The sequence below is a fragment of the Lelliottia sp. genome (assembly GCF_045627565.1).
Taxonomy (GTDB): domain Bacteria; phylum Pseudomonadota; class Gammaproteobacteria; order Enterobacterales; family Enterobacteriaceae; genus Enterobacter.
This window is the reverse complement of record NZ_JAZQNX010000044.1, coordinates 205,782-220,144: the sequence shown is the minus strand read 5'-3', so window position 1 is coordinate 220,144 and position 14,363 is coordinate 205,782. Positions and strand designations below refer to the sequence as shown.

At 54.3% G+C, this 14,363-nt stretch carries 13 protein-coding genes; 12 read left to right on the top strand and 1 reads right to left on the bottom strand.

Annotation, left to right across the window (positions count from 1 at the left end):
• Window positions 1–19: 19 nt before the first annotated feature.
• Window positions 20–523 (top strand): chemotaxis protein CheW, encoded by a 504-nt coding sequence (cheW, locus tag ACKI5T_RS21180; RefSeq protein ID WP_015959467.1) that lies wholly within the window; start codon window positions 20–22, stop codon window positions 521–523.
• Window positions 524–1,015: 492 nt separating this feature from the next.
• Here cheW and ACKI5T_RS21175 read toward each other — a convergent pair whose 3' ends face one another.
• Window positions 1,016–2,275, bottom strand: a complete 1,260-nt coding sequence (locus ACKI5T_RS21175) for a dicarboxylate/amino acid:cation symporter (RefSeq protein ID WP_407439996.1) — start codon at window positions 2,273–2,275, stop codon at window positions 1,016–1,018.
• Between the two features lie 432 nt (window positions 2,276–2,707).
• Between ACKI5T_RS21175 and ACKI5T_RS21170 the strand changes: the two genes are divergently transcribed.
• The 11 genes from ACKI5T_RS21170 to cheZ all read left to right on the top strand — a co-directional run bounded on the left by ACKI5T_RS21170 (window position 2,708) and on the right by cheZ (window position 14,330).
• Window positions 2,708–3,277, top strand: coding sequence for a spore coat U domain-containing protein (locus tag ACKI5T_RS21170; RefSeq protein ID WP_407439995.1), 570 nt, complete (start codon window positions 2,708–2,710; stop codon window positions 3,275–3,277).
• Between the two features lie 14 nt (window positions 3,278–3,291).
• Window positions 3,292–3,840: a spore coat U domain-containing protein gene (locus ACKI5T_RS21165; protein ID WP_407439993.1), complete on the top strand. Its 549-nt coding sequence runs from the start codon at window positions 3,292–3,294 to the stop codon at window positions 3,838–3,840.
• A gap of 16 nt (window positions 3,841–3,856) precedes the next feature.
• Window positions 3,857–4,618 (top strand): molecular chaperone, encoded by a 762-nt coding sequence (locus tag ACKI5T_RS21160; RefSeq protein WP_407439992.1) that lies wholly within the window; start codon window positions 3,857–3,859, stop codon window positions 4,616–4,618.
• Window positions 4,594–6,978 (top strand): fimbria/pilus outer membrane usher protein, encoded by a 2,385-nt coding sequence (locus ACKI5T_RS21155; RefSeq protein WP_407439990.1) that lies wholly within the window; start codon window positions 4,594–4,596, stop codon window positions 6,976–6,978. Before ACKI5T_RS21160 ends, ACKI5T_RS21155 begins: the two co-directional genes overlap by 25 nt.
• A complete protein-coding gene (locus tag ACKI5T_RS21150; protein ID WP_407439989.1) occupies window positions 6,975–7,940 on the top strand; it encodes a spore coat U domain-containing protein in 966 nt (321 codons plus the stop codon). Before ACKI5T_RS21155 ends, ACKI5T_RS21150 begins: the two co-directional genes overlap by 4 nt.
• A gap of 84 nt (window positions 7,941–8,024) precedes the next feature.
• Window positions 8,025–9,692: a methyl-accepting chemotaxis protein II gene (gene tar / locus ACKI5T_RS21145; protein ID WP_407439987.1), complete on the top strand. Its 1,668-nt coding sequence runs from the start codon at window positions 8,025–8,027 to the stop codon at window positions 9,690–9,692.
• Window positions 9,693–9,735: 43 nt separating this feature from the next.
• Window positions 9,736–11,337 (top strand): methyl-accepting chemotaxis protein IV, encoded by a 1,602-nt coding sequence (gene tap / locus ACKI5T_RS21140; RefSeq protein ID WP_407439986.1) that lies wholly within the window; start codon window positions 9,736–9,738, stop codon window positions 11,335–11,337.
• Between the two features lie 19 nt (window positions 11,338–11,356).
• The gene (gene cheR, locus ACKI5T_RS21135) at window positions 11,357–12,223 is read left to right on the top strand and encodes a protein-glutamate O-methyltransferase CheR (protein ID WP_015959457.1); all 867 of its coding nucleotides are present in this window, start codon (window positions 11,357–11,359) and stop codon (window positions 12,221–12,223) included.
• Complete coding sequence (locus tag ACKI5T_RS21130) at window positions 12,220–13,269, top strand: chemotaxis response regulator protein-glutamate methylesterase (RefSeq protein ID WP_015959456.1); 1,050 nt, start codon at window positions 12,220–12,222, stop codon at window positions 13,267–13,269. The genes cheR and ACKI5T_RS21130 overlap by 4 nt, the downstream gene beginning before the upstream one ends.
• 16 nt (window positions 13,270–13,285) lie before the next feature.
• On the top strand, window positions 13,286–13,675 hold the full coding sequence (gene cheY / locus ACKI5T_RS21125; protein ID WP_015959455.1) for a chemotaxis response regulator CheY: 390 nt from the start codon (window positions 13,286–13,288) through the stop codon (window positions 13,673–13,675).
• A 10-nt stretch (window positions 13,676–13,685) separates the two neighbouring features.
• Entirely contained in the window at window positions 13,686–14,330 is a 645-nt protein-coding gene (gene cheZ, locus ACKI5T_RS21120; protein WP_015959454.1) for a protein phosphatase CheZ, read from the top strand.
• Window positions 14,331–14,363: the final 33 nt, after the last annotated feature.

The window sequence follows — 14,363 nt, the reverse complement described above, 5'->3', positions numbered from 1 at the left end:
TAGTAAAGAAGGTAAAAACATGACCGGTATGAGTAATGTAACGAAACTGGCAGGCGAGCCATCAGGGCAAGAATTTCTGGTTTTCACTTTAGGCGATGAAGAGTACGGCATCGATATTCTTAAAGTGCAGGAAATTCGCGGCTACGATCAGGTGACTCGCATTGCCAACACGCCTGCGTTTATCAAAGGTGTGACTAACCTGCGTGGTGTCATTGTTCCTATCGTCGATCTGCGCGTGAAGTTCAGCCAGGGCGACGTGGAGTACAACGAGAATACCGTGGTGATCGTCCTGAACCTGGGTCAACGCGTCGTGGGTATTGTGGTTGACGGTGTTTCTGATGTGCTGTCCCTGGCCGCAGACCAGATTCGCCCGGCACCAGAGTTTGCCGTCACGCTGTCGACCGAATACCTGACTGGTTTGGGTGCGCTCGGTGACCGTATGCTGATACTGGTGAACATCGAGAAGCTGTTGAACAGCGATGAGATGGCTTTGCTGGATATTGCAGCGAATCACGTAGCGTAAACTCTGCGGTCCGTTCCCCTCATCGCAGGGGGGAATTCTATGTTGTACAGGTGGAATGGTTCCGTTCACTAAGGATTCATCACCACCTTTCAGATTCGCTGCGGTGAACGTGTTAAGGGGGGCTATTGCGCCCCCCCTAACAATCCCCGCGACCCGTAATAAAATCGGTGCTTCGCACTGTGCTCACCTCTCGACCTTCTCCTGCGGTCGGCTCTACTCAACTCCTGTCTCGCTTCGCCTCTGTCCGCCATCCCTGGCGTCCAGCCCTTGTCATTCGGTCTCCGGTTCGCCGATTTCAGCGGGAACTCAACACCCGTGCCCAATACATACGGTTGCGATGCTGGCGGGAGTCGGGATTGTAAAGGGGGCGGCGATAGCCCCCTTTACACGTTCACCGCAGCGGGTATGAAAGGTTACTGAGAAAGGTGAGTGAACGGAGTTTTCCACTGTTATCCCATAGGATACCTATGAATACTGGGGCAAATCGCCAGATTACGCTTCCTGCTCCAAAAGCTCCGGCGCCTCCTCCAGCAACCCCTCATTTTGCGCCAGCATCGCAGTCGCAATCCCATTCCCCAGCACATTAATCGCCGAACGACCCATATCCAGGAAGTGATCGATTCCCATCAGTAGTAAAATCCCGGCAACCGGAATATGGAAACTCGGGATGGTGGCGGCCAACACCACCAGCGCAGAACGCGGAACGCCGGCAATGCCTTTTGACGCCAGCATCAGGGTCAGCATCAGAACGGTGACTTCAGCGAAACTCAGCTGAATATTGTACGCCTGAGCGATAAACATCGACGCAAACGAGCAATACACCATTGAGCCTACCAGATTAAAGGAATATCCGATCGGCAGAACAAACGAGACGATATTGCGCGAGCAGCCGAAGCGCGTGAGCTGTTCCAGCGTTTTTGGATAAGCCGCCTCAGAGCTGCTGGTGGTAAACGCCACCAGCACCGGATCTTTCAGCATGCTGACCAGGCGGAAAACCTCTTTCTTCAGCACCATATATCCCACCGCCAGCAGCACCAGGCAGGTGAGGAGAATGGCAACATAATACCCGCCAATGAACGACGCGTAGTTCAGGAGAATCCCCAGACCCTGCGTGGCGATGACCGATGAAATGGCGGCGAAAATGGCCAGCGGCGCAACGTACATCACATAGCCCGTGACTTTCAGCATGATATGGGAAACCACATCGAGTGCGGCAACAAGCGGGGCGTTAAATTTCTCGCCCAGGGACGCACCACCAATCCCGAAGAACATCGAAAACACGACAATTTGCAGGATTTCGTTATTGGCCATCGCACCGGCAATGCTGGTAGGGATGGTGTGCGACAGGAACGCTTTTAGCGACATCCCGCTGACAGCCAGCCCCGTATCGACAGACTCAACGGGGATCGCCAGATTCAGGCCGCTGCCCGGCTGTTCGAGCGTAACAATGAATAAGCCCACCAGAATGGAGAGCACGGAGGAACTGATAAACCACACCATCGCTTTGCCGCCAACGCGCCCAATGGTTGAGGTTTCGCCGAGTCTCATGATCCCCACGGTCAGGGTGCTGAACACCAGAGGCGCGATAACCATTTTAATCAGACGGAGAAAAATATCGGTGAGGAGTGTGATGTTATCCGCCCAGGCCGCGATGGCGCTGGCCGATGCGTACTCATGAATCGCTGCCCCTGAAAGAATACCCGCCAGCATGAAAATCACGATGAAGAGCGTGAGTTTGTTTGCACTTGCCACGAAAAAAGACCCTCTGTTATGCAATGAAGTGTTTGTCGCACGCTGAGTCATATAATTTTTTAATTTCAGCGCATCTAAATATTCATCACATAAATTGAAGTAAAGCGACACTGCATACAACTATTTTTTAAGATTTATTATTTTAGTTGCTCTTTCGAGATCGATATATTGTGATGCCGGTCACAGAATAATGAATATATCTTTAAATTCAGAGGATTTAACCGGTCGATAACAAATATAACACATTGTTTTATCGTGAAATAAACCGTAAATCAGGCATTCGTCGTAGATAAAAATAGGTAGGTGGTTGAAGCCTCATCCGTAAACTAAATTCTCAATAACTGCTCATCAGGAATGTTAAGCGGTGCTAACAGATTGAGTGTTATCAATAAAATACGAAAAGCGAAGGCAGCATTTTCTGGAGGGCAGTAAATGAAAAGTAAACTCCTTCTGATATGTACGGGTGGATTATTGGCCCTGGCGGCGCAAAATGCCGGGGCAGTCACCAGCAGCGGGACCATTGGTGCAACGTTAACATTGACCAATGGTTGCCTGATCAACGGCTCGCCGACACAAAACGGCATTAACTTCGGTAGTCTGGACTTTGGCACACATCCCGCCACATTTTCGACCCTAACGACCCAGCTCGCCGGGGCCAGCGGCGGGAACACCTTTACGATCCAATGTACAACGGCCAGTTATACGGTCGCGATCACCGGCAATACCAACTCCACGGCACCGGGCACTGTCGTCGGCACGCCTGGCACGCCAGCGCGGTATCTGGTAAACACCGCCAATACCGCTCAGGGCGTGGCTTACAGCCTCTTCAGCGACAGCGGATTCAATAATATTATCGCGAACAACGCGCCTATTCCTGTGGCATCAACGGCAGGGGGCATCGACAGTTACACCTTGTATGGACGAATTACGGGGGGCGGCAACAGCGTTACCGTCGTACCGGGCACGTATACCGACACCATTAACGTTAGCGTGACCTACTAGCTCAAGCGCCGGAAATGACGGAAGTGATTCCAGATCTGCGACCCTTCGCAGAGGGAAAACTGCATGTTTTTTTTGCCCTGACGGTGTGCCTTTTGTGCACTCCGTTCGCGCAAGCTGTCACCACGCAGTCGTTCCTGGTTGCCGCGACCATCACGCCGGGATGCTCGGTGACGGCAGGAACCGGTGGAGTACTAGGAACGCTGAATTTTGGCACGCGCTCAGGCGTGGCGACCGGTCAGGTGAGCACCAGTTTTGTCCCCAACGGATCGTTATCTATTGCCTGTACGCCGGGTGTTTCGCTGAGTATGAGCATTGATGGTGGGCAGCATTACGCGTCAGTACGTCGAATGCAGCGTGCCGGTGGAACTGACGTGGTGGCATATCGGCTTTACAGCAGCAGTTCGCTGGCGGCCAACAGTGAAATTGGTCTCAATCAGGCCGTTCCGGTGACCTATACCAACAGCAACAATATTGCGCTGCCGCTCTTTGGTGTGGCGCTTTTGACGGGATTCAGTCCCGCAGGTACTTATTCAGATCAACTCACCGTGACGCTGTCCTGGTGAAACAGGGAGAAGGTTGATGAAGGCATCTTATTTACGCTATGGCGTACTGAGTTTAGGGGTGATTTTTGCGGCACTGACGGGCAAGACGCACGCAGCGGCGACGATTCTGCTCTGGCCAATTGACCCGTGGTTGTCTGCCGACACCAAAGCCACGGAATTATGGATCCAGAATCAGGGTAACACTGCCACCACTATGCAGGTACGCATCGTGCGATGGAAGCAGGAAAACGGGTATGAGCGCTACACGGCGCAGCAGGATGTGGTTGCCAGCCCGCCGATTGTCACCATTGGCAAAGAGGGCAAGCAGCTCATTCGTCTTATCAAACAAAACACGGTCCCGATGGGTGTCGAGCAAGCCTACCGCATTATTGTCGATGAAATTCCCCAGCCAAATGACAAATCCCAGCCCGAGATTGGCCTGAAAATCCAAATGCGTTATTCCATTCCGTTGTTCGTATATGGCCAGGGTATTCCGACCATTAAGGAAGGGGCGCATCATGCGCTGGTTGACCCGAATAACCTGAGCTGGCGGATCATCCAGGAGGGAGGAAAACCTGCGGTGCAGGTGCAAAATCAGGGGGATACTCACGTCAGGATTAGCCACGTGACGATGCAGGAAGGAGGGCAGAAGCGCACCGTCGCCGACGGGTTATTGGGCTACGTGCTACCGCACAGCACCCGCAGCTGGCCGCTGCCGTCCGGGTTACAGCGACCTCACCAACTCAGTGCGCAAATTAATGCCAGAGATACGCAATGGCAGTCTGCGCCGGTCAACTGAAACGGACGATGATCATCCTGCTGTGTGTGTCGACGAGCGCCTGGGCTACACCGGGCGACGACAGTTTACCGCCCCCGCCAGATGCGCAGACGATGAACAACGACGCCATTTTCCAGCTTTCGGTGGTGATAAACCACTACGACACGGGGCTAGTGGTGCCTGTCACGCAGCGTAATGGCACCTTTTTTATCTCCAGTGCCGATCTGCTGCGCGCCGGTCTGCCGCCTGAGCAGGTGCCGACAGGGGAGGTGAATCTCTCGCAGCTGGCTAACGTGCGCGTGGAGTATGACAGTGCCGCGCAACGCCTGCTGCTCACCGTGCCGCGTGAGTGGGTTTCAGCGCGCGTGACGCCATTCGGCGGCCAACCCAGGCAGAGCAAACCCCAGTTTGGCCGCGGCGCGTTGCTCAATTACGATCTCTACACCAATCATACGGAACACCTTGGCGGCCAGGCGTCACTGTGGCATGAATTCCGCTATTTCAACGAAAACGGGTCACTCTCTTCAACGGGCTATACCCGCAAAACGTTTACCGGCAACAAGGGTCAGGAAGAGGGCTACGTGCGGTATGACACTACCCTGATGGTGACCAACGAAGAGGACGCCACCACCTGGACCGCCGGGGATGTCATCAGTGATGCCGTCAGCTGGAGCAGCAGCGTGCGTATGGGCGGCATCAGCTATGGACGTGACTTCTCGCTGCGCCCGGATCTGGTGACCTGGCCGCTGCCCGAGTTTTCGGGTGAAGCCGCCGTGCCGACGTCGGTCGATCTGTTCATCAACGGCTATCGCTCCGGATCAACACAATTACAGCCCGGTCCTTTCACGCTCACCAATCTGCCGTATATCAACGGTGCCGGCGATGCCGTGCTGATCACCACCGATGCGCTGGGGCGTCAGGTGAGTACCACCATGCCATTTTACGTTACCAGCGAACTGTTAAAGCAGGGACTGAGTGACGGTGCCGTGACTCTGGGGAGCCTGCGACGCAATTATGGCATTAAGAATTTTGATTACGGCCCCGCAGCGGGCAGCGGATCGTATCGCTATGGTCTGACCGACTGGCTGACGCTTGAGGGGCACGGAGAAGGGGCCGAAGAGCTGGCATTAGGTGGTGCAGGGGCCATCGTCAAACTCGGGCGCTATGGGGTGATCAACTCCTCTTACACACACAGTCGCCTGCGCGGGGAAGAAGGCGGGCAAACCAGCTGGGGTTATCAGTACAGCACCAGCGAATTCAGCCTTGCTACTCAGCATTCACGCCGCGATCGGGGATACGGCAATCTGGCGCTTTACGATCAACCCACGCTTTACGATGAAAAAAAACAACCCATTGCCAGCCTGAGTCGGAATACCGACCAATATTCGCTGACCTTTAATCTGGGCGATTTCGGTAATATCGGCGCGGCGTGGATTGGCGTTGAGAGTTTTGACAGCCAAAAAACCGAGCTTCTGAACCTGTCGTGGAGCCGTAATTTGTGGGGCAGTAGCAGCATCTATCTGGCGGCCAGCCGCGATCAGCAGCGTGGTGACTGGACGGTTGCCATGTCCCTACAAATCCCGATTGGTGAGCGCGACAGTGCCGCCGTAACGTTCGAAAATACGCCTGATTCGGGCAGCACGCAGCGCGTGAACTACAACCACTCCATGCCGACGGATGGCGGGTTGAGCTGGAATATGGCGTGGGCGAACCAATCCCAGTCGCGTAACTATCAGCAGGCCTCGCTGGGCTGGCGTAATAACAATATCGAGCTGCAGGGCGGCGGGTACGGCGAGCAGGACCGAATGACCTGGTGGGGCGAAGCGATGGGCTCGATTGTGCTGATGGATGGCGAACTGTTCGCCGCAAACAAAATCAACGACGCATTTGTGGTGATCAGCACCGATGGGCATCCCGATGTGCCCGTGAATTACGAAAATCAGCCTGTCGGTAAGACAAACAATAACGGTTATCTGCTGATCAGCGGTGTCTCGGCCTATTATCCGGCGAGCTACAGCATCAACACGCTGAATTTGCCGGCAGATACGCGGCTAAAAGAGACCGAGCGCCGTGTCGCTCTCCGTCGTAACAGCGGTTTTCTGGTGGATTTCCCGATGGAGCAAGAGCGGGTGGCCAGCGTGATTCTTCATGATGTGGATGGGGTCGCTATTCCGGTCGGGAGTCAGGTGAGACGCGCGTCTCGCAGTGCGGCGGTGGTCGGGTATGACGGCATCGCCTGGCTTGAAAATTTGAATAATGTGAACCCGCTGGAGGTGATTATGCAGGGGGGCAAGCGCTGTCATGCCACGCTAACGGTTGGCGCGAATCCTGAACATAAATTGCAAACCTTCGGACCGCTGACCTGTCGGGTGGGACCATGAAACGCCTGTTGCTCTTACTCCTGCTGCTGATGACATCGGGCGTCAGTTGGGCGGTATGTAACGTGAGTACCGTCAACGCGTCGTTTGGGAGTGTCACCTCGTTTGCTCTTAGCGGAGCGGGAGAGGTCGAAACGACGGGCACGCTGGTAGTGAGCTGCGATGCGGTACTGAATTTATTGACCAACGATTCGGTGACGCTGAATTACACCTCGGCAACCGTGTCGGCAAACAGCCGCGCCACCATGAAGCGTACGGATAATGCGGCCATCACGGATGTGATTCCGACGCGGTTATGCGGTTTGACGGGGTGTTCGGGCAGCACTGAAGTGCAAATCGCAAAAGCCTATACCTGGAGCGGCAGCACGCTGCTCAGCCTGTTGGGTGCAAAACAGTACAATATACCGCTCTATTTCCGCACCGTTCCTGGACAAAACGTCACGGCGGGGCCATATCAGGTGATCTTAACGTTTAGTATCAACTACAACGTCTGTTCGGTCGGCCTGGTAGGGGTTTGCCTGACGCCGCAAACCGGGACGGCGACGACCAGCATCACGCTCAATATGAATGTGACCAATGACTGTAGCGCGATGACCACGCCAAACGTCAATTTCAACAGTGCACCGCTGGTGCAAAATTTCCCGACCATTTCCCAGGCCGTATCTGTGACCTGCACCAAAGGCAGTGTATACACGATTGGCATTAACAATGGTGCCAATTCCCTCAATAGCGTGCGCAGAATGGCGAGCGGAAATAACTTCATGAGTTACGATATTTACAAAGGCGCAACAAACAACCGCTGGGGGGGAAGCGGGACGGAACGTTGGGCCAGCGCAGCCTCGTCGCAAGTCAGTACTGACGGGCTTTTACGCACGTATAACTACACCGCGAAAGTTCTCACCAACCAGGCCACTCCCCCCGCCGGAACCTATAACGACACCCTGATCGTTGACGTCATGTTCTAAGCTCACGCTTTTCCCTTTCGCAAATGTAAAGTTCCTGCTACCCGTGCCGATAACACCGTTAATAAAACTTAGAGAAGGTGTTGTATGTTGAACCGTATCCGCGTAGTCACAATGCTGATGATGGTGCTGGTCATTTTCGCACTTTTGCAGCTTATTTCCGGTGGGCTATTTTTCTCATCTTTGAAACAAAATCAGGAGAGCTACACGGCTTCAAACGATCTGCGTTTGCAGCAGCGTGAACTCACTTCGGCCTGGGATCTGATGCTGCAAACGCGCATCAACCTGAGCCGCTCCTCCGCCCGTATGATGATGGACCCCAATAATCAACAGAGCACGGCTAAAACAGACCTGTTGAAAAATGCACGTGCCACGCTGGCGGATGCGGCGAAACATTACGACGCCTTCAAACAAATTACGCCTCAGCCTGCAATGGAGCAGGTGAGTCTTAACATTGATGAAAAATATACTAACTACGCGGCAGGGCTGACGGAACTGATTCAGTTCCTCGAGAGCGGTAATACGGATGCGTATTTCGCCCAACCGACCCAGGGAATGCAAAATGCACTGGGGGCAGCACTCAAAGAATACGACACCGCCAGCAGCCAGCAATATCTTACGGCGCTCACAGAAACCCGTGACGATTACCGCTTTGCCAAATGGCAGATGGCGGTTCTGGCATTGGCGTTAGTGATTGTGCTGGTGGGCGTCTGGTACGGCATTCGTCATATTCTGCTGAATCCGTTAGGGAACGTTATCGGCCATATTCGTGAAATCGCCAGTGGCGATCTCACCAAAAAGCTGACGATTTCCGGGCGTAACGAAATCACTGAACTGGCGAGCAGCGTGGATCACATGCAGCGCTCACTCACGGACACCGTGGCCAATGTGCGTCAGGGGTCAGATGCGATTTACACCGGTACCAGCGAAATCGCGATGGGTAACAACGACCTCTCCTCGCGTACTGAAGAGCAAGCCTCCGCGCTGGAAGAGACGGCCGCCAGCATGGAACAGCTGACCGCCACCGTGAAGCAAAACGCCGATAACGCCCGTCAGGCGTCCCAGTTGGCTGAAAGAGCCTCAGAAACGGCGCTACACGGCGGGAAAGTGGTGGATGGTGTGGTGAAAACCATGCAGGAAATCACCGGCAGTTCGAAAAAAATCGCCGATATCATCAGCGTGATCGATGGGATTGCCTTCCAGACCAATATCCTGGCACTGAACGCCGCAGTTGAAGCCGCGCGCGCAGGTGAACAAGGTCGTGGGTTTGCCGTCGTTGCGGGTGAAGTGCGTAACCTTGCGAGCCGCAGCGCAAATGCGGCCAAAGAAATTAAAACCCTGATTGATGACTCCGTTTCACGCGTTAATACCGGTTCAGTGCTGGTTGAGAGCGCCGGTGAAACGATGACGGACATCGTAAACGCGGTGACCCGCGTGACGGACATCATGGGCGAAATTGCCTCGGCATCTGACGAACAAAGCCGGGGGATCGATCAGGTCGCTCTGGCCGTACAAGAAATGGATCGCGTTACACAACAAAACGCCGCGCTGGTGCAGGAGTCCGCTGCGGCGGCCGCTGCGCTGGAAGATCAGGCGAGCCGTCTGAAGATGGCCGTCTCGGCGTTCCGCCTTACCTCTACGCCTGTCAATACGGATACGTCGCGTGCAGTTTTTGCCGGGACGACGTCTGCCGCTGTGGTGAAAAACACCCGTGCGACAGCCCATGGAAAAGAAGAAAACTGGGAAACATTTTGACTGAAATTTAACTGCGGCAGATTGCCGCTTGATGGGAGCGTGGATGTTAAATCGTATTCGTATCTCGACCACACTGTTTTTAATTCTGATCCTTTGCGGTGTGTTGCAGGTTGGCAGTAACGGGTTGTCTTTTTGGGCTTTTCGCGATGGCTATCAGAACTTACAGGAAGTTGAGACGAGTAATCAGCAACGCTCCACGCTCGCACAAACGCGCGCGGTGCTTTTGCAGGCCAGCACTGCGCTGAACAAAGCGGGCACATTAACCGCCCTGAGCTATCCGCCGGATGACATTAAGGCGCTGATGACCACCGCACGCGACAGCCTGAAGCAGGCGCAAGCGCAATTTAAAGCGTTTGGCGAGCAGGAAGCGGTCAGTGAAAAAGGGAAAGCGCTGACAGCGCAAATGCAGAAGGATTATGCGCAGTGGCACAGCGATCTGGAGCATCAGGCGACCTGGCTTGAGAACAATCAGCTGTCGGATTTCCTGACCGCACCGGTGCAGGATTCCCAGGCCGCATTTGATAAAAGCTTTAACGCCTGGCAGCAGGATATTAATCAGTTCGTGGCCAAAGCCAGCGGAGACAGCCAGACCAGCTATCACATGTCGGGCGTGATTTTTGCCACGATGGTGGTGCTGGCGGCACTGTTGACAGGCGCGTCGTTGCTCTGGTCGCGCCGAATGATCGTGCTGCCGCTGGCGATTATCAGCAGCCATTTTGACAGCATCGCGAAAGGCAACCTGGCGCGTCCGGTTTCGGTGTATGGCAAGAACGAAATTTCGGCCATTTTTGCCAGCCTCAAGGCCATGCAAGGTTCACTGCGTGAAACCGTTACCGATGTGCGTCAGGGCAGTTATGCGATGCACACCGGTATTTCAGAAATTGCAGCGGGGAATAACGATTTATCCTCGCGCACTGAACAGCAGGCGGCATCGCTGGCGCAAACGGCAGCCAGCATGGAAGAGTTGACGGCGACGGTAAGTCAGAACGCCGATAACGCCCGCCAGGCGTCGGACCTGGCGAAGCAAGCAGCGCAAACCGCCAAAAAAGGTGGCGATCAGGCTTCGCATGTTGCGACCACCATGCAGGACATCGCCACCAGTTCGCAGAAAATTGGCGACATAATTAGCGTGATCGATGGCATTGCGTTTCAGACCAATATTCTGGCACTGAACGCTGCTGTCGAAGCCGCGCGCGCCGGTGAGCAGGGCCGTGGCTTTGCCGTGGTCGCCGGTGAAGTACGTAATCTGGCCAGCCGCAGCGCGAACGCGGCGAAAGAGATAAAAGTGTTAATCGAAGAGTCAGTTACTCGCGTTCAGCAAGGTTCTGAACTCGTCGATACCGCCGCGCACACCATGACGGAAATCGTCACCTCGGTCACGCGAGTGAACGATATCATGGGCGAAATAGCATCCGCCTCTGACGAACAACGCCGTGGGATTGAGCAGGTCGCTCTGGCGGTGACGCAAATGGATCAGGTAACGCAACAGAACGCTTCGCTTGTAGAAGAAGCGGCCGCCGCTACCGACCAGCTCGCAAATCAGGCCGATCATCTGACAAGTCTGGTTGCGGTATTTAACGTGAAAGAGCAAGTCGAAAAAGTAGCCGAAGCCGGACGGTCGCAGACCGTGCCCGTTGTAACCTGAAAGTGATTAAGAAGGCGCCATGACAACACCACAGCCCTCGGGCCAATCGTCATTATTGTTGCAAATGACACAGCGCCTCGCGCTGTCCGACGCGCATTTCCGTCGGATCTGTCAGTTGATTTACCAGCGTGCTGGGATTGTGCTCGCCGATCATAAGCGAGACATGGTCTACAACCGACTGGTCAGGCGCTTACGTACCCTTGAGCTTGATGACTTTGGTCGTTACTTGAGCATGCTGGAGGCCAACCAGAACAGTGCAGAGTGGCAGGCATTCATTAACTCGCTGACCACCAACCTGACGGCATTCTTCCGCGAAGGTCACCATTTCCCGGTGCTTGCGGAGCACGCGCGTAAACGTGGCGGTGAGTATCGTGTCTGGAGTGCCGCCGCGTCTACAGGTGAAGAACCGTATTCACTGGCGATTACGCTCGCTGATACGTTGGGAATGGCGCCTGGACGCTGGAAAGTCTATGCCAGCGATATCGATACTGAAGTGCTGGAAAAAGCACGCAACGGTGTGTATCGCCTTGAAGAGCTGAAAACGCTGTCACCTCAACAGTTACAGCGCTATTTCATGCGCGGGACCGGGCCCCATGAAGGGCTGGTTCGTGTGCGTCAGGAGCTGGCGAATTGTGTCGAATTTGCCTCGGTAAACCTGCTGGATAAGCAGTACAACGTGCCGGGTCCGTTTGACGCTATTTTTTGTCGTAACGTAATGATTTATTTTGACAAAACGACGCAGCAGGACATTTTGCGCCGTTTCGCCCCGCTGCTTAAGCCGGATGGCTTGTTGTTTGCAGGGCATTCGGAGAACTTCAGCAACCTTGCCCGCGAATTTAGCCTGCGTGGACAAACGGTTTATGCGCTGAGTAAGGAAAAAGCATGAGTAAAATCAGGGTTTTATCTGTCGATGATTCCGCGCTGATGCGCCAGATTATGACGGAGATTATCAACAGTCACAGCGATATGGAGATGGTGGCCACTGCCCCCGATCCTCTGGTGGCGCGTGATTTAATTAAAAAATTCAACCCCGACGTACTCACGCTGGATGTGGAAATGCCGCGTATGGACGGCATTGATTTTCTTGAAAAATTAATGCGTCTGCGCCCAATGCCCGTGGTGATGGTGTCTTCTCTGACGGGGAAAGGTTCAGAAATTACCCTGCGTGCGCTGGAGTTGGGGGCGATAGATTTCGTCACTAAACCGCAGCTTGGCATTCGTGAAGGGATGTTAGCGTACAGCGAAATGATCGCTGAGAAGATTCGTACCGCCTCGCGGGCGAAACTAACGGCACATACGCCTGTTTCGGCTCCCGTGGCGATTAAAGCAGGGCCGCTGCTGAGCTCGGAAAAGTTGCTGGTGATTGGCGCGTCAACCGGAGGAACAGAGGCAATTCGCCATGTACTCCAGCCATTGCCGCTCTCAAGTCCGGGTATTCTTATTACCCAACATATGCCACCAGGCTTTACCCGTTCGTTCGCGGAGCGTCTGAATAAGCTGTGTCAGATTAGCGTAAAAGAAGCGGAAGACGGCGAACGTGTTCTGCCGGGTCATGCTTATATTGCGCCGGGTGACAAACATATGGAGCTGGCGCGCAGTGGCGCTAACTACCAGATCAAAATTCATGACGGACCGCCGGTTAACCGGCATCGTCCGTCAGTGGATGTGCTGTTTCATTCGGTGGCGAAACATGCGGGGCGCAATGCCGTTGGGGTTATCCTGACGGGAATGGGCAACGATGGTGCGGCCGGAATGCTAGCGATGCATAAGGCTGGCGCATGGACGATTGCGCAGAATGAAGCAAGTTGTGTGGTGTTCGGCATGCCGCGCGAGGCCATCAATATGGGTGGCGTGAGCGAAGTGGTCGATCTTAGCCAGGTAAGCCAGCAAATGCTGGCGAAAATCAGTGCCGGACAGGCAATACGTATTTAACGAGGAGTGTAGTTTTATGGCGGACAAAGAGCTCAGATTTTTGGTTGTGGATGACTTTTCCACCATGCGTCGCATCGTACGCAATCTGCTGAAAGAGCTGGGTTTTAATAACGTTGAAGAAGCAGAAGACGGTGTCGATGCGCTGAACAAACTGCAAGCCGGTGGCTTTGATTTTGTTATTTCTGACTGGAACATGCCTAACATGGATGGTCTGGAACTGCTGAAAACAATTCGCGCTGACGGCAATATGTCTTCTCTCCCGGTTCTGATGGTGACAGCAGAAGCCAAGAAAGAAAACATTATTGCGGCAGCACAGGCGGGCGCGAGCGGTTATGTGGTTAAACCATTTACTGCTGCGACCCTGGAAGAGAAACTCGGCAAGATCTTCGAGAAACTCGGCATGTGAGGTGCTGGTGATGATGCAATCTTCTATTAAACCCGTTGACGCGCTTTCGCCCAACGACATAATTGTTCGCATTGGTAGCCTGACGCGCATGCTGCGTGACAGCTTACGCGAACTAGGCCTGGATCAGGCTATTGCCGAAGCCGCCGAAGCGATTCCTGATGCACGCGATCGTCTGGACTACGTGGTTCAGATGACCGCGCAGGCAGCAGAGCGCGCGCTGAACAGCGTTGAAGCGTCGCAACCCCACCAGGATGCGATGGAAAAAGGCGCAAAGTCGCTGAGCAAACGTTGGGACGAGTGGTTCGAAAATCCAATCGAACTGACCGATGCGCGTGAGCTGGTGACCGATACGCGTCAGTATCTGGGTGAAGTGCCGGATCATACCAGCTTCACCAATGCTCAGCTGTTGGACATTATGATGGCGCAGGATTTCCAGGACCTTACGGGCCAGGTCATCAAGCGTATGATGGATGTGATTCAGGAAATCGAACGTCAGTTACTGATGGTGCTTCTGGAAAACATGCCGGAACCCGCATCCCGTCCGAAACGCGAGAATGAAAGCCTGTTGAATGGCCCGCAACTCGATACCACCAAGGCGGGCGTAGTCGCCAGCCAGGATCAGGTGGACGATTTGCTGGACAGCCTCGGGTTCTAATTATTGCGACTTATACGCAGGTTGTTTACGCAA